Here is a 15,173-nt window from a genome sequence, read left to right on the forward strand (position 1 = left end):
TCGGCGGTGACAATCAAACCCGTCCCTCGGCCCTATCCGGGCAAGACAGACCCCCGCAATGGAGACTTCCTCACCATGGAACAAGCGCGCGCCTTCTTCGACCAGCTCAACCAGGATTACCTCAAGGTCCACAAGGCCAAGGAAGACCTGTTCTGGGCCACCTACATGGCCACCAGCGACGACCACGACGGCTTTGCCCGGGCCGAGCAGGCCTACAAGGATTTCATCGCCGACCCGGCCAGGCTCGCCGCCGTGCGCGAGCACCTGGCCCGCCTCGAAGGCGAGCCGGACAGCGAAGACCGGCGCGCCTTGCAGCACGGCCTGCAGGGCTGGTTGGCGCTGTTCGAGTGCAACATCATCGACAACGATGCGGCACGCCAGCACATGCGCGCGCTGATCGAGATGGAGGCCGCGCTGTTCGCCAAACGCCGCGACTACCTGATGCACCACCTCAACGAGCAGGGCGAGCGGGAAGAGGCCTCGCTGAGCATGCTGTCCACCAATATGGGCACCAACCCGCACGAGGCGGCGCGCAAGAGCTCGCACGACGCGCTGCTGGGGCTGGAGCGCTGGGTGCTCGACAATGGCTTTCTCGACATCGTGAAGAAGCGCAACGCGCTGGCGCAGGCGCTCGGCTACCGCAACTACTTCGACTACAAGGTGCACAAGAACGAGCAGATGAGTCCCGAGCAGCTGTTCGGCATTCTCGATGACTTCGAGGCGCGCACGCGCGACGCCAACCGGCGCACGCTCGACAGGCTGCGTGCCGACAAGGGGGGCGATGCGCTGAAGCCCTACAACCTGCGCTATCACATGAGCGGCGACGTCACGCGCCAGCTCGACCCCTATCTGCCGTTCGCCAAAGGGCTGGAGCGCTGGATCAGGAGCTTCCGCCGGCTCGGCATCACCTACCGCGATGCGCTGATGCAGCTCGATCTGCTCGAACGCAAGGGCAAGTACCAGAACGGCTTCTGCCACGGCCCGATCCCGAGCTTCTTCGACGGCCAGGGACAGTGGGTGGCGGGGCAGATCAATTTCACCGCCGAGGCCAAGCCGGACCAGATCGGCAGCGGCGCGCGCGCGATCCACACGCTGTTCCACGAGGGCGGCCACGCCGCGCATTTCGCCAATGTCACGCAGAACTCGCCGTGCTTCTCGCAGGAGTTCCCGCCGACCTCGATGGCCTATGCCGAGACCCAGTCGATGTTCTGCGACAGCTTGCTCGGCGACGCCGACTGGCTCAAGCGCTACGCCACCAATGGCGCCGGCGAGCCGGTGCCCGATGCGCTGATCCGCGCCCGCATCGAGACCGCGCAGCCGTTCGCGGCCTATGCCGAGCGCTCCATTCTGGTCATGCCCTATTTCGAGTGGGCGCTGTACCAGATGAGCGATGCCGAGCGCACGCCGGAGGCGGTGCTGGCGCTGGCACGCCGTTGCGAGCAACGCATACTCGGCGTCGATGTCGGCCCACGGCCCTTGCTGTCGGTGCCGCACCTGCTCAATCAGGAGTCGGCGGCGTCCTACCATGGTTACGTGCTCGCCAATATGGCGGTCTACCAGACGCGCGCCTATTTCCTGCGCGAATACGGCTACCTGACCGACAACCCGGCCATCGGCCCGCTGCTGGCCAAGCACTACTGGGCCGGCGGCAACGGCGCGAGCCACAACGACACGCTGTTGAGCCTGACCGGCGAAGGCTTCTCGGCACGCTATCTGGCCGACTATTGCAACCAGTCGGTGGACGAGGCCTGGCAACAGGCGCAGCGCAGCATCGCGGCGGCGGCCGGGCGCCAGTATCCCGAGGCTTACCCCATCACGCTCGATGCGCGCATCCGCATCATCCACGGCGCCGAGCTGATCGCCGACAACGGCGTGTCGGAAGCCGCGATGTGCGAGCAGTTCGAGCACTGGGTGGGGCAGCACTACCCGGCCAGCGTACATTGAGGCCAGGCAGGCCGCGCCAGGTGGTCGCATTGAGGCTGGTCGCCGTATCCGCATCTGGGTGCGGCGGCGCTGTCCCGCATGGCGAGCGGCGTGCGTTTCTGCCGCCAGCCGCGCTGGCCTGGTGCGGCCAGTTTGGTTAGGCTTGCGGCTTGTCCCAGCCTGACCGCCACCCATGACCGACCTTGCCATCCCCGCCGGCTTCGAGCCGCTCGTCACCATCAGCAACTATGTCAAGGAGCTCGGACCGCTCCATTATCGCGCCGAGGGCCGGCTTAAGGTGCTCGGCCTGCATGTCCGGCCGCAGCACCTCAACCTCCATCACAATGCCCACGGCGGCATGTTGCTGACGCTGGCCGACACTGCGCTCGGCATCAATCTGTCGGGCGTGCAGGAGCCGCCGATCCCGATGGTCACCGCCAACCTGAACGCTGAGTTCCTCGCGCCGGCGAAAGAGGGGGACTGGGTCGAGGCCCATGTCGAGATACTCAAGCAGGGGCGGCGGCTTGGCTTTGCCGAGTGCCGGCTCAAGGTCGGTGAACGGCTGATCCTGCGCGCCAGCGCGACGTTTGCGGTGGTGGCGCCGGTGGTGCCCGAGCCGTCCGATGGTTGACGAAAACGCTCGGGATTCGGTATCGTAGAAGGCTCAAGGGGAGTAGCTTCTCGCCGGCACATCGTCAATACGGTTGAATTGAACGGAATTCACCCGGTGTCCGGGCAACGCACGTTGCAAGCAAGACCTTGCCGAAAGGCAAGGTGCGTGCGTCCAAAACAACGGCCAATGTCTTTCGGACTGGCCGTTTTTTTATTGCCTGAAGGGGCTTCCAGCGCCCCTGTTTCCACGCGAGGCTAGGTGCGAGCGAAAAATTCCGACACAGCATGGGGCTGATCTGTCGGAAAGCATGTTCGAGCGCAACGACGTATCGCGGCGGAAATGGGGTTGCTGGCAGTGCCCGGAACGATGGGGTACACAATGCAAACAATCGGAACATGGTGGATGTGGGCGGGCTTTTTCGCCCTGGTGCTGGGGATGATCGCGGTCGATCTGTTCGCGCTCAAGGGTGGCAAGGGCCACAAGGTGTCGCTGAAGGAGGCGGGCATCTGGTCGCTGGTGTGGGTGTCGATCGCGATGCTGTTCAACGGCGCGCTGTGGTGGTACCTGAAGGGCACGCTGGGCGCCGAGGTGGCGAACGCGAAGGCGGTGGAGTTCTTCACCGGCTATCTGCTGGAGAAGTCGCTCGCGGTCGATAACGTCTTCGTCTGGCTGATGATCTTCGGCTACTTCGCGGTGCCGGCCGAGCTGCAGCGCCGCGTGCTGCTGTTCGGCGTGCTCGGCGCACTGGTGCTGCGTACCTTGATGATTCTGGCCGGCAGCTGGCTGATTGCCGAATTCAGCTGGATTCTGTACCTGTTTGGCCTGTTCCTCGTCGTCACCGGCGCCAAGATGATGTGGTTTGCCGAGCATGAGGGTGATCTGAGCAAGAACCCGATCGTGCGCTGGATACGCAACCACTACCCGGTGACGGAGAAGCTCGAAGGTGAGCGCTTCTTCACGATGCGCGACGGCGTGCGCTACATCACGCCGCTGCTCCTGGTGTTGGTGCTGGTCGAGATCACCGACGTGATCTTCGCCGTGGACAGCATCCCGGCCGTGTTCGCCGTCACCACCGACCCGTTCATCGTGCTGACTTCCAACATCTTCGCGATTCTCGGCCTGCGCGCGATGTATTTCCTGCTGGCCGACTTTGCCGACCGCTTCTCGATGCTGAAGTATGGCCTTGCGGCGATCCTGATGTTCGTCGGGGTGAAGATGCTGATCGTCGATTTCTTCCACATCCCGGTGGGCTGGTCGCTCGGCGTCGTGGCCGCGATTCTGGCCGGGTCGATATGGTTGAGCCTGCGCCGCGGCGCGCAGGAAGCCTGACCGTACTGCGGCAGGGTGGCCCTTTCTCGGGGCACAGGCTAAGATGAGCAGGTGAAACGGGGGCGGCTTGGCCGCTCCCGTTTCTCTTTTGATCAGAACCAGGCAAGTGTTAAACGGAGTGAATCCATGAACCCACGTTCCATCGTCATTACCAGTCAGGACATGCAGCGTTTGCAGGGGCTGCTGTCGCACGCGCGCCAACAAGGCGCCGAAGAGGCGTATCTGGAGGATCTCGAAACAGAGCTGGATCGGGCGTCGGTGGTGACGCCGGAAAACCTCCCCGGCGACATCATCACGATGAATTCGACCGTGAGCCTGCGCGACCTCGATACCGGCGAAGCCAGCACCTACCAACTGGTTTACCCGCAGGATGCGGACCTGTCACGCGGCAAGGTGTCGATCCTGGCGCCAATCGGTACCGCCATGCTCGGCTATGCGGTGGGAGACCGCTTCGACTGGCTGGTGCCTGCCGGCGTGCGCCGCCTGCGGGTGGACGCGGTGCTCTATCAGCCAGAAGCGGCGGGCGACCTGCATCTGTAGGTTCAGCCAGGGGGTGTCGCTGCCGCGAGGCGGATCGCCCCCGCCATATGGGCGGCCAGCTCGGGGAAGAAGGCCAGAAAATCTTGCTCGAACTCGGCGTGGCGCTCACGCAGGTCGCGGATGCCCTCGCCGATCGGGTTGGGGCGGCTCAGCCGGTGTTGCGAGAAGGCCCGCAGCACCTCGGCGATGCCGTCGATGTCGCGGTAGCGCAGCAGCCAGTCTTCCCTTTCCATGATCGGCAGGATCGCCTGCAGCCGTGGCGGCAGCCACTGGTGCTGCTGATGCAGCTCGTGATAGCAGCGCGCGGTGAAGGCTTCCAGCGGCAGCGGGTGAAACCGCGCCCAGTGCCGCGCCAGGTAATGATCGTAGAAGATGTCGACGAGAATGCCGGCGAAGCGGCGCCGCTCGGCGGCCACGCGGGCCTTGCTCTGGCGCACGATCGGGTGGCTGTCGGTGTAGCGGTCGATCGCGTGATGCAGTGCCATGCCGGCGCGCAGGGTAGCGGGCAGATGCTGGGCCTGGTGCGGTTTGATGAAGTCGCCGAGCAGGTTGCCGACACGCGACTGTGGCGTGTCGGCCGAGAGTAGCAGGTGGGCCAGATAGTTCAAGGCGCGGGCCTGCTACTCCTGCACGGCCACCAGCACCTGGTTGCGGCCGCTGTCCTTGGCGCGGTAGAGCGCGATATCGGCGGCGCGCAGCAGGCTTTGCGAGTCGAGCCCGTGGTGCAGGCTGCTGGCGATGCCGGCGGAGAAGGTCAGGCCGCTCACGTTCTGTTCGCCGTCGACGATGGTGGCGCCCGCGAAGGCCTGCAGCAGCTGGTGCAGGCGCGTGTGGGCGGCGTCGATCGAGATCGGCGCGAAGACGATGCAGAACTCCTCGCCGCCGTAACGGCAGCAGAAATCAGAGCCACGAATGCCGTCGCGCAACACCTGCGCCAGGTGGACGAGCGCCGCGTCACCCATGCCGTGGCCGTGGGAGTCGTTGAGGCGTTTGAAGTTGTCGAGGTCGATCAGCGCCACGCATACCGACCAGTTTTCGCGGATGGCCAGCTGTAGCACCTGCGGCAGTGCCTCACTCAGGTGGCGGCGGTTGTAGAGCCCGGTCAGCGGGTCGCGGATGGCCTGTTCGCGCAGCGCGGCCTGCAGCGCCTCGATGTCGGCCAGGCGGTCGGCCAGCTCCTGGTTCAGCGCCGCCAGCGCTTGGCGCGCAGCCTCGGTCTCGGCGTGGTCGTGCTGGGCGATGTCGCGCGCGGCTTTCGCCTCCTGCAGCTCGTACTGCACCTGCAGCGTCAGGTAGCGCGTTTCGTTGGCGGTATCGGTCAGGCGGTGATAGTGCGTGTGGAACTCGCGGTGCAGCTCGTAGGCGCGCTGGTGCTCGCCGGCCTGCGCCTGCAATTCGGCTTGCAGCGACAGCGTGTTGAGCAGTAGCTGGTCGTCGTGCGACAACCGGGCGGCCTCGTGCGCCACGCTGGTCTGGCGCAGTGCCTCCGGCAGTACCCCGGCGTGCTGGGCCAGCAGAGCGGCCAGATAGGCGAGATAGCCGGCAAAGAAGGGGTCGTCTTCATCCTTCAGGTAATGCCTGGCCTGGCTGTGGTATTCGACGGCCTCGTCCCAGCGCTGCAGGCGGGTGCAGGCATGGGCCGCGACGGCAAGCAGGAAGCCGTAATCGCGCGGGGTCACGTCATCGCTGCCGAGGTGGATGCGGGCCACGACCAGATCGAGTGCCTGTGCCGACTCGTTGCGGTTGAGCTGGCACAGGGCCAGGTTGGCGGTGAACAGCGCGATCTGCGTGCGGCTGCCGGCCGCGTGAATGGCGATCAGCGCGTCGCTGAGCAGCTTGTGGGCAAGGTCGTCGTTGCCGACGTTGAGCTGGTAGACGCCGATATTGTGGCTCAGAAAGGCGGTGATCGCGTTGTACGGATAGGGGCCCAGCGCCGCGAGCGCCTGGTAGGCCAGGCGCAGGCCTTCGGTCGCGTTGCCGACATTGTGCTCGGCGATGCTGAGCGTGTTGAGCAGGGCGGCGTAGTCCGGCACCTGCAGATTGGCTTCGGCTTGTTGCAGCAGCGTGTGCAGCCGGGTGCGCGCCCGCTCCGCCTCGCCGTGGCCGAGCTCGGCTTGCGCCACACCCAGGTTGGCACGCAGATAGCCGACATGGTCGCCGTGGCGTGCGCAGTCGTCAGCAATCTGACCCAGCCTGGCGATGCCGGCACGCACATCGCCCTGCCGTGTTTCGTGCAAAGCCAAGGCCAAGCGGGCATGCGATTGGCCGTGCAGATAGTTCTGCTCGATCGACTTGCGCAATGCTTCTTCTGCCGCGCGGAGGGCACGATCAGGCTCGCTCTGCAGCCATTCCCAAGCCTGCTGATTGAGCTCGTCGATGGCGAAATGAAGATCCGACGTGCCGTTCACCGCATGTGTCTCCAGACAATTTTCGTTTCGCTGATATTACACCATTGGCAACTCCTCTGGGTCATCGTTTGCTTGCTATTGGCATAAAATGGCGTGTTTTTTGATTTTGAATTTGCGCCTTATCTTCATGTTTAAATTAGAAAATATTGATTATCTTGTATTGTGGATAAGTGATTTGCCGTATTGGCGGTCGGGCCCTGTTCCGGCTTGGCCGCCGGCCGTGCGGCGAAGCGGAATGGGTGAATTTGCAACACCTGGCAGGCCGGCTGCGACAAAATTGACGCCACCATGACCTTTACCCTTGCCGAGGCCGTCGAGGCCGAACTAGAAATCAAGAAAAGCCGCTTCATTGCCCATGTCGCGCCGGTGGCGTCACGGCAGGCCGCCATGGTCTTGCTGTCGCAGTTGCGCGACCGTTACCCCGACGCGGGACACCATTGCTGGGCGATGCTGGCGGGCAACGAGGCCGGGGCGAACGACGACGGCGAGCCATCGGGCACGGCCGGCAAGCCGATGCTCAACGTGCTGCAGCACAAGGCACTGCAGGATGTGTGTGCCGTGGTGGTACGCTATTTCGGCGGCGTCAAGCTCGGCGCCGGCGGGCTGACGCGGGCCTATGGCCAGGCCGTATCGCTGGCACTGCAGCAGGCCCGTCTGGTGCCGGTGGTTGCGATGGCCAGGCTGTCGCTGCTGATCGAGCCGGCGCTCGAACACCGCGTGCGCCACTGGTGCGCGCAGGCCGGTGTAGTAGTGGTGGGCGCGGAGAGTTACGACCAGCTGCGCCGCCTCGATCTGGACTTGCCGCAGGCGCAGTGCGCCGCGGCCAGGGCGGAGCTCGACAACCTGACACAAGGGCGGGCTCGTTGGCTGGATGAATTGGGCACGGGCATTACTTGAGGTGAACCGAATCATCCAAGCGCAGCAGTAAGCCGTACATTGCGGATCAGCCCTGCGAGGCGTCACCCGATGTACGGAAGGGAGGCAACATGGCTCACGAACAAGACGCCCGGATGCGGCGTATCCTCGGGACGGATCTGGTACGTGCCGCGCGGCGCGAGGGCTGGCACATGCCTTGCCCGCCGACGCCGGCCACCCGGCAAGTAGCGAGCCCCGAGGCATTGCGGCAACCCGACAGCAAGGCCGGCGGCACCCGCTGAACCGGCGCCGTGCCCTGGTGTGCGATGGCTCAGTCGTCGAGTGCGGTGAAGCGCTGCAGCGTCTTGCCGTCGACCGTGATCTGCTCGAAGAACACGGCCTTGGGGCGGGCCCAGATCGAGCCATCCGCCGCGCGGTAGATGATCAGCGGGGTCAGGTCGGATTCGAGCGTTGCCTCACAGACCAGTTCATACAGCCCGCCCTTGTAGTGGCGATAACGTGTGTTCATGCGCTGTGCTCCTGTGTCGTGTGCATCGTGGTTACGGTGGCGGGGTATCGGCCAGCTTGTCGCGCAGGTCGTCCGGCAGCGCTGCCTCGGGGTGTTCTTCGCGGTAGCGCTTGAGCACCGCCTTGGCGCCCGCCAGCGTCAGGCCGGGCAGCGGGTAGGGCTGGCCTGCCATGATGTTTCTGCGTGGGGTGATATATCTTGAACGGCGGGCACCGACGAAAAGGATCGAGCCGGTCGAATATATTACCGTGCTGCGTGTCGCTTGCGCTTACAACTGCCTCGGGCCTCGCCTGACTGCTCGGTACGGGATGGCGAGCGAACGGCCCCGGGCCCGCCCCCGGCAAGCAGCCGGATCAAGGCGGAGGGCAGGCTGCTGACGCTGCCCGATCAGGCCGGCGAGCGCTATACCGCCGACACCAGGCAGCGGGCTGGTTGATGTGCGAAGAAGGTGGGAATGGTTTATGCTTTGATGATTATGCCAAAACGATTCTCTTGAAAGGGCATGGACCATGAAGACGGGGTCGTCGACTTCGTTCGAGCATGCGGCGCTGGCTGCCGCGCTGACCTATCGGCTGTCGTCGCCGGGCCACCTGCTGCATGGCCTGCTCGACTGGCTGCCGCATGTGCACCGCGTCTACCGCCTGCATCTGGCCGATGGCGACATGTGCCTCAACGTGCTCGTCGATGGCGATTGCTATGTGGTGCATGACGAGACGAATCGCTTCAAGCATGCCTACATCACGCTGCTCGACACCCACGACGGCCATTGCAGCTATGTGATTGCGCATTCGCGGCGCGAGGTCAGCTACCACTGGGATCATGGCGAGCTGACGCTGCAGGCTCAGGGCGACCCGGCCCTGCGCTGCCGCATCATCGACGAGCGGCGCCCGGCCGCCGGCTGACACCGGCAAATTTTGCTGGCCCCCGGCAATTTTGTGCCGGCCTAGGGTGGCCACCATTGCCGGGGCCACAAAAAAAACGGCAACGGACCGAGCCGTTGCCGTACGAGGTGCCCCAACCTCGCAAACAGTCTGTGCCGGCCGCCGCGAGAGCGGCGGCGTGGCTGCCAGGCTTGCCTTGATCTCTCCGCAAGTTCCACGCCAGCGATGGCCAAGTCGCTGTTTCTACTTCTTTATTCCACAGAAAATATATTCGTTGTGTAAAGCGGGCCGACACCGGATTTAAGGCGTGGCCGGGCCTTCGCGGCGGCCCTCGTCGCCGAGCCACTGGCGCAAGGCCGCGAGCTTGGGGTGCTCCGCCTGTGCCGGGCGGCAGGCGAGGTAATAGCCCAGCCCCTTGTCCAGCACCAGCGGGAACGGCGCCACCAGCCGCCCGGCGGCGAGATCGTCGGCACATAGCGCGAGATCCCCTATGGCCACGCCATAGCCCTGCGCTGCTGCATTCATGGCCTGGTCCAGCGTGTCGAACGATTGCCCGCGCGCCACGTCGATCGAGTCGGCGCCGGCCAGCGTCAGCCAGTTGCGCCAGTCGACATGATCTTCGCTTGGGTGCAGCAGCGTCTCGCCGGCGAGCTCTGTGGGCTGGCGCAGGCGCGCGGCGACGGCCGGCGAGCACAGCGGCGTCATGCGCTCGGCGAACAGGCGGGTGAGGTGCATGCCACGCCAGTCGCCGCTGCCGTAGAGGATGCAGGCGTCGAAATCCTCGCGATCGAAATCGACTTCGTTCTTCCACGCCGCAGTCATGCGGATCTGGTATTGCGGCCAGGCCGCCTGGAAGCGTTCCAGCCGGGGCAGGAACCAGCGGATAGCGAAGCTCGGCGGGAGCCGGAACTTGATGTCGTTGCATTGCGCGGCCAGCTGGGCCGAGGCCTCAGCCAGGCGGGCGAAGCCTTCGCGCACGCCGGGCAGCAGTGCGCTGCCCTCGGCTGTCAGTGCCAGGCCGCGGGCACGGCGCAGGAACAGCGGTACGCCGTAGTGCGCCTCGAGCATCCTGATCTGGCGGCTCACCGCGCCTTGCGTCACGTGCAGCTCGTCGGCGGCGCGGGTCAGGTTGAGGTGGCGCGCGGCAACTTCGAATACCTGCAGCGCATTGAGGGGCGGGAGACGTGACATCTTGCATTAGCCAATAGTTTTTCTCATGGCTAGTATGCCGATAAATCGATGGTGCGGGTAGCCGGCCATGGCTAGGATTTGTCGATGGATTCGGCGTTCTGCCGGGGCCTGTCAAGGCATGACATATTTTAAGGGCTGGCAAGCGGCGCTGACGGCGTGCGCAGCATCGAAGGAGAGATTGATGAAGCAAGTTGCACTGGTGGCTGCGCTGGTTCTGTCGGCGTTTGGCGCAGCGACGGCTCAGGCCAAGGAATGGAAGACCATCCGTATCGGGCTGGAGGCCGCCTACAAGCCGTTCACCTACAAGACGCCGGACGGCAAGCTGGCCGGTTTCGACATCGATATTGCCAATGCCCTGTGCGCGCAGATGAAGGCCCGCTGCAGCTTTGTCGAGCAGGATTGGGACGGCATCGTGCCGGCGCTCAACGCGCGCAAGTACGATGTGATCATCTCGTCGATGACGATTACCGACGAGCGCCGCAAATCGGTCGAATTCACCGACAAATACTATGAAGCGCCGTCGCGCCTCGTTGCCAAGTCAGCCACCCATCTCGCCGGCACGGCCGACAGCCTGAAGGGCAAGAAGATCGGCGTGCTGCGTGCCTCGACCGAGGAAGAGTACGCGCAGGACGTCTACACCAAGGCCGGCGCCACGGTGGTGCCCTACAACTCGCAGAACGAGGCTTTCCTCGACCTGACCAGCGCGCGGCTCGACGCCACACTGGTGAACAGCGTGGTGGGCCGCACCGATTTCCTCGACACGGCGGCAGGCAGGGGCTACGAGTTCGTCGGCCCGGTGCTCGACGACCCGAAATACTTCGGCCACGGTGCCGGCATCGCGCTGCGCAAGGCCGATGCCGACCTGCGCGACCAGTTCAACGCCGCGCTCAAGGCCATCCGCGCCAACGGCGTCTACAAGACCGTGCAGGCCAAGTACTTCAACTTCGACATCTACGGCAAATAAGCGGGGCAGCGGCGGGCTGGCCCCGCCGCACCCGTGCGAGCTCATCATGATCGGCGCCCATATCGACATCCATCTCGACCGCATCGAGCACAATGCCCGCGTGCTGGTCGAGGCCTGCCAGGCGGCGGGCATCGCGGTGGCTGGCGTGACCAAATCCACCTGCGGCTCGCCCCGCGTGGCGCAGGCCATGGTGCGCGGCGGCGTCGCGCAGATCGCCGATTCGCGGCTCGACAACCTGGCCCGGCTGCGCCGTGCTGGCGTGACCGCGCCCTTGCTGCTGCTGCGCGCGCCGTCACCGCTCGAAGTCGAGGCGGTGCTGCGCCACGCCGACATCAGCCTGCAATCCGAGCTGTCGACGCTGCGCCTGTTGTCGCAGCGGGCGGTGGCGGCGGGCATCGAGCACGACGTGATCCTGATGATCGAATTGGGTGACCTGCGCGAAGGCATCATGCCAGCCGACGTCATGGCCCATGTCGAACAGGTGCTGGCGCTGCCGGGCTTGCATCTGTTGGGGCTCGGCGCCAACCTGGCCTGCGTCAGCGGCATCCAGCCGACGGTGGACAACCTCGGCAGCCTGGCGCATCTGGCCGCCGAGGCGCGGCGCCGCTTCGGCATCGCACTGCCGCTGGTGTCGGGCGGCAACACCTTTTCGCTGCCCTTGCTCGAACAGGGGCTGATGCCGGCCGGCATCAACCACCTGCGGCTCGGCGCCAGCATCATGATGGCCGAGTCGCCGACGCCGCCGGGCCTGGCGGCGCGCCTGCGCAAGGATGCCTTCGTCGTGCGCGCGCCGGTGATCGAGGCCAAGATCAAGCCGGGCCGGCCCTACGGCGTGGCCGGCGAGAACGCCTTTGGCGTACGGCCGGATTTCGGCCACCTGCCGGACCGGCCATCGCGCCGGCTGATCCTCGCCATCGGCCGCGAGGATGTCCTGCCGCCGGGCCTGTCACCGCTGGACGCGCGGCTCAGCATCGTCGGCGCCAGCAGCGACCACCTGGTGCTCGACGCCGGCGACAGCACCGACACCTATGGGCTCGGCGCGGAGATCGGCTTCACTGTCGATTATGGCGCCCTGTTGATGGCGATGACCTCACCCTACGTCGGCAAGCGTTATCGCGCCGGCCGCCCGGCGGCACCGGGCGGGGGCGCGCCATGAACGGGCTTACTTTGCCCCAACGCCTGCGCCGGCGCTGGGATGCGCTGCCCGGCAACACGCGCGGCCTGATCTGGGTGGCGCTGGCGATGATCGCCTATACCGCGATGAATATGTGCCTCAAGCGGCTCGGGACGGAGCTCAGCGAGTTGCAGTCGCTGTTCCTGCGCGCAGTGGCCGTGCTGGCGCTGCTTGCGCCGCTGGCCGTGCGTGGGCGCGGTGCCGGCCTCTATTCGCGCAAGCCCGGCCTGCATCTGGCGCGCGTGGTGCTGACCGCCGGCGCGGGGCTCGCCAGCACCTATGCGGTGAACCGGCTGCCGCTCGCGCAGTCGACGGTGTTCTCGCTGACCATCCCCTTGATGCTGATCCCGCTTGGCCTTGTGTTCCTGCGCGAGAGCGTGCGGCCGTTGCGCTGGCTCGGCGTGCTCACCGGCTTCGGTGGCGTGTGGCTGATCGCTCAGCCGCAGGGCGGCGACTTCAGCCCGGCCATGGCGGTGGCGCTGCTTGGCGCCTTCATCGAGGCGCTGCTCGGCGTGGCGCTGAAGAAGGGCGCCGAGAGCGAGACCGCGCTGGCGATGATCTTCTGGTCGTATTGCGGGCAGGCGCTGCTGTTTGGCGGCTTGGGCGGTGCCGCGTTGCCGCCGCTGTCGCCCGAGGCCTGGCTGCTGGTGCTGGCGATGGGCGGCTTTTCGTTGCTGACCGGCTGGCTGTTCGTGCTCGGCTATCGGGCAGGGGAGGCCAGCGCCGTCGAGCCGGGCAGCTTCAGCATGCTGATCTTCGGCGCGCTCGGTGGGCACTGGTTGTTCGGCGAGGCGCTCGACCCGATGCTGTGGGCCGGCGGCGCCGTGCTGCTCGCGGGCCTCGTGCTGGTGGCCTGGGAGCCCCGCCCGGCGCGGCTCTGCGATGCGCCCCGCTAGCCCTTACCAGGCCAGCACGCGCGACACGCGCTTGCCGTGGTCGTCGAAGCTGCACTTGTGGCGGCGCGGCGCGCCGGACTTGAGTTCGATCAGCGTGCCGTGCTTGTCCATGTGGGCCAGCCAGGTGATGCGCTTGCGGCCGTCGAGGTCGATCAGCGCATATTCGTTGTAAGCGCCGTACAGCGGCGAAGCGCAGCGGGCGTGGGCGACATTCTGCGGCGGCAAGGGGATGTCGAGCTCGCTGTGCACCTGGTAGCGATAGCGCCCGCCGCCTAGCGATTTGATCGGCTTGGCCACGATCAGCCGGCCTTGCCCTTCCTTGTCGACTCGCCAGAAGTCCATGCCGCCGGCCTGGGTGGGCGTGATCGGCAGGCCCACGCGCCAGCCATAGGCCACCAGGCTGGGCAGGGCATCGCCGCGTACCAGCGTGGTTCCGACCAGGGTTTCGTTGGCCAGCGGGTTGGCGGGTGTTGCCGCGCTGGCTGACGCGGTGGCTGCCTGCTCGGCAGGAGCCGCGCTGCTGGCGGGTGTGGCCGGTGCGGCAGCGGTATTGACGGCAGGGCCGGTGGGGGCCACGCTGCAGGCGGCAAGCAGGACGGCGAAGCCGAGTGGGGCGAGTGACTGGATCGACACGTTGAGGCTCCCTCTATTCAGTGGTGGCAGGCCGGGCCACGGCAGGCCGAGCCACGACAGGCCGGGCCGCGACAGGCCGGGCTGCGACAGGCAAACCCGGCGTGCCGCTGCGCTACCTGACGCACGTAAAAAAGCCCGCCGGACGGGGGCCGGCGGGCGAGCGCCCCAGGCGGGGGTCACCCACCTGGAGTTTGACCACCCGGTAAATTACTTCTTGTCGCCTGGATAGGCGATGTCGGCCCGGCGGTTTTCCGCCCAGGCGGCTTCGTCGTGGCCTTCCGCGCGCGGCTTTTCCTTGCCCCAGCTGATGGTCTCGATCTGGCTTTCCCCTACCCCATTGACCGTCATCAGCTTCTTCACCGCTTCTGCGCGTTTCTGGCCCAGCGCCAGGTTGTACTCGCGGCTGCCGCGCTCATCCGCATTGCCTTCCACCTTGACCTTGATGTTGCGGTTGTCGTTCAGGTACTTGGCATGGTTGTCGACGATGGCGCGGTATTGGTCTGCCACGTTGTAGTGGTCGAATTCGAAATACACGCTGCGCTTCTGCGACAGCGGGTTGGCCGGGTCGAGATAGGGCGGCAGGGCATTGGCGTTGAGCTTGGCGCTGTCGGCCGCGCTGGCTTGTGCTGCCGGCTGGGTGGCCTGCGTCGATGCCGCGGGCTTGGTCTGGACCGGGGCCGGTTGCGGTGCGGGCGTGCTGGCGCAGGCGCCGAGCAGGGCGGTCAGAACGACGCTGGTAGCAAGTTTTTTCATTGTTAACCTCTCGTGGTCATGGAATCAGCACCTGTCGGCGCTAGTCTGCGCGGAGTGGAATGAACACCTCGTCGTCCCGCCGCTGCACCAGGATGGCCGCGATGGCGGGAGGCCCGCCAAGCCGCTCCATCACATCGGCAGCCGAGGCCACGGTGCGGCCGTTGACGCGCCTCAACACGTCGCCCGGCTGAACCCCGGCCAGGCGCGCCGGGCCCGATACGCTGTGCACGAGCAGGCGCACCCCGTCGGGGCCGGCCGTTTCGCGCAGCACCAGGCCCCATTGCGTGAGTGCGGTCAGGTGCTCGTCGTGCATGGCTGGTTTTTCTGCCGGTGGGTGTTCGATCAGCGCACGCCAGTCGATACCGAGCAGCTGGATACAGACCACGGGCCCGACTGCCGCCGTGAGGGCGGCGCCCAAGGCGATCGCCCAGCGACGGTTCGGCATGAAGCGTTGGCTCCTAACTCCTGCGATAGCCCGATGATG

The 15,173-nt window shown here is 66.0% G+C and carries 18 protein-coding genes; 10 read left to right on the forward strand and 8 right to left on the reverse strand.

All coding sequences use genetic code 11. From position 1 onward, the window contains the following. Positions 1 to 75 precede the first annotated feature (75 nt). The 4 genes from ABWL39_RS00960 to rnk all read left to right on the forward strand — a co-directional run bounded on the left by ABWL39_RS00960 (position 76) and on the right by rnk (position 4,405). Positions 76 to 1,944 (forward strand): M3 family metallopeptidase, encoded by a 1,869-nt coding sequence (locus ABWL39_RS00960; protein WP_367786327.1) that lies wholly within the window; start codon positions 76 to 78, stop codon positions 1,942 to 1,944. A gap of 172 nt (positions 1,945 to 2,116) precedes the next feature. Beyond that, positions 2,117 to 2,554, forward strand: a complete 438-nt coding sequence (locus ABWL39_RS00965; RefSeq protein ID WP_367786328.1) for a PaaI family thioesterase — start codon at positions 2,117 to 2,119, stop codon at positions 2,552 to 2,554. A gap of 360 nt (positions 2,555 to 2,914) precedes the next feature. Further along, positions 2,915 to 3,865 (forward strand): TerC family protein, encoded by a 951-nt coding sequence (locus ABWL39_RS00970; RefSeq protein WP_367786330.1) that lies wholly within the window; start codon positions 2,915 to 2,917, stop codon positions 3,863 to 3,865. Between the two features lie 126 nt (positions 3,866 to 3,991). Then, on the forward strand, positions 3,992 to 4,405 hold the full coding sequence (gene rnk / locus ABWL39_RS00975) for a nucleoside diphosphate kinase regulator (protein ID WP_367786332.1): 414 nt from the start codon (positions 3,992 to 3,994) through the stop codon (positions 4,403 to 4,405). Positions 4,406 to 4,407: 2 nt separating this feature from the next. Here rnk and ABWL39_RS00980 read toward each other — a convergent pair whose 3' ends face one another. Next, complete coding sequence (locus tag ABWL39_RS00980; protein ID WP_367786334.1) at positions 4,408 to 5,013, reverse strand: ACP phosphodiesterase; 606 nt, start codon at positions 5,011 to 5,013, stop codon at positions 4,408 to 4,410. A gap of 12 nt (positions 5,014 to 5,025) precedes the next feature. Beyond that, on the reverse strand, positions 5,026 to 6,813 hold the full coding sequence (locus tag ABWL39_RS00985) for a diguanylate cyclase (protein ID WP_367786336.1): 1,788 nt from the start codon (positions 6,811 to 6,813) through the stop codon (positions 5,026 to 5,028). Between the two features lie 288 nt (positions 6,814 to 7,101). On the opposite strand from ABWL39_RS00985, the gene ABWL39_RS00990 reads away from it, so the two are divergent. Together ABWL39_RS00990 and ABWL39_RS00995 are read left to right on the forward strand one after the other, a co-directional pair. After that, positions 7,102 to 7,710, forward strand: coding sequence for a YigZ family protein (locus tag ABWL39_RS00990; protein ID WP_367786338.1), 609 nt, complete (start codon positions 7,102 to 7,104; stop codon positions 7,708 to 7,710). 89 nt (positions 7,711 to 7,799) lie between these two features. Then, on the forward strand, positions 7,800 to 7,970 hold the full coding sequence (locus tag ABWL39_RS00995; protein ID WP_367786339.1) for a hypothetical protein: 171 nt from the start codon (positions 7,800 to 7,802) through the stop codon (positions 7,968 to 7,970). A gap of 29 nt (positions 7,971 to 7,999) precedes the next feature. On the opposite strand, the gene ABWL39_RS01000 is transcribed toward ABWL39_RS00995, so the two are convergent. Together ABWL39_RS01000 and ABWL39_RS01005 are read right to left on the reverse strand one after the other, a co-directional pair. Further along, positions 8,000 to 8,197 (reverse strand): DUF1653 domain-containing protein, encoded by a 198-nt coding sequence (locus tag ABWL39_RS01000; RefSeq protein ID WP_367786340.1) that lies wholly within the window; start codon positions 8,195 to 8,197, stop codon positions 8,000 to 8,002. 31 nt (positions 8,198 to 8,228) lie between these two features. Then, positions 8,229 to 8,369 carry a hypothetical protein gene (locus ABWL39_RS01005; protein WP_367786342.1) on the reverse strand — a complete coding sequence of 47 codons (141 nt, stop codon included), beginning with the start codon at positions 8,367 to 8,369 and terminating at the stop codon, positions 8,229 to 8,231. 337 nt (positions 8,370 to 8,706) lie between these two features. On the opposite strand from ABWL39_RS01005, the gene ABWL39_RS01010 reads away from it, so the two are divergent. Continuing rightward, complete coding sequence (locus tag ABWL39_RS01010) at positions 8,707 to 9,099, forward strand: hypothetical protein (RefSeq protein WP_367786344.1); 393 nt, start codon at positions 8,707 to 8,709, stop codon at positions 9,097 to 9,099. 279 nt (positions 9,100 to 9,378) lie between these two features. Here ABWL39_RS01010 and gcvA read toward each other — a convergent pair whose 3' ends face one another. Continuing rightward, positions 9,379 to 10,269 (reverse strand): transcriptional regulator GcvA, encoded by an 891-nt coding sequence (gene gcvA / locus ABWL39_RS01015; RefSeq protein WP_367786346.1) that lies wholly within the window; start codon positions 10,267 to 10,269, stop codon positions 9,379 to 9,381. Positions 10,270 to 10,450: 181 nt separating this feature from the next. Between gcvA and ABWL39_RS01020 the strand changes: the two genes are divergently transcribed. The 3 genes from ABWL39_RS01020 to ABWL39_RS01030 are packed head-to-tail and all read left to right on the forward strand — an operon-like array spanning position 10,451 to position 13,303. Continuing rightward, the gene (locus ABWL39_RS01020; protein ID WP_367786348.1) at positions 10,451 to 11,233 is read left to right on the forward strand and encodes an ABC transporter substrate-binding protein; all 783 of its coding nucleotides are present in this window, start codon (positions 10,451 to 10,453) and stop codon (positions 11,231 to 11,233) included. Between the two features lie 46 nt (positions 11,234 to 11,279). Then, positions 11,280 to 12,389: an alanine/ornithine racemase family PLP-dependent enzyme gene (locus ABWL39_RS01025; RefSeq protein WP_367786350.1), complete on the forward strand. Its 1,110-nt coding sequence runs from the start codon at positions 11,280 to 11,282 to the stop codon at positions 12,387 to 12,389. Next, a complete protein-coding gene (locus ABWL39_RS01030; RefSeq protein ID WP_367786352.1) occupies positions 12,386 to 13,303 on the forward strand; it encodes a DMT family transporter in 918 nt (305 codons plus the stop codon). Before ABWL39_RS01025 ends, ABWL39_RS01030 begins: the two co-directional genes overlap by 4 nt. A gap of 3 nt (positions 13,304 to 13,306) precedes the next feature. Here the strand turns inward: ABWL39_RS01030 and ABWL39_RS01035 are convergent, their stop codons facing one another. The 3 genes from ABWL39_RS01035 to ABWL39_RS01045 form a co-directional block, all read right to left on the reverse strand. Then, positions 13,307 to 13,936 (reverse strand): hypothetical protein, encoded by a 630-nt coding sequence (locus ABWL39_RS01035; protein WP_367786353.1) that lies wholly within the window; start codon positions 13,934 to 13,936, stop codon positions 13,307 to 13,309. 207 nt (positions 13,937 to 14,143) lie between these two features. Next, positions 14,144 to 14,689, reverse strand: coding sequence for a peptidoglycan-associated lipoprotein Pal (gene pal / locus ABWL39_RS01040; protein WP_367786355.1), 546 nt, complete (start codon positions 14,687 to 14,689; stop codon positions 14,144 to 14,146). A gap of 40 nt (positions 14,690 to 14,729) precedes the next feature. After that, positions 14,730 to 15,134 (reverse strand): PDZ domain-containing protein, encoded by a 405-nt coding sequence (locus tag ABWL39_RS01045; RefSeq protein WP_367786357.1) that lies wholly within the window; start codon positions 15,132 to 15,134, stop codon positions 14,730 to 14,732. Between the last annotated feature and the right edge of the window lie 39 nt (positions 15,135 to 15,173).

Source organism: Chitinivorax sp. PXF-14 (assembly GCF_040812015.1).
Taxonomy (GTDB): domain Bacteria; phylum Pseudomonadota; class Gammaproteobacteria; order Burkholderiales; family SCOH01; genus JBFNXJ01.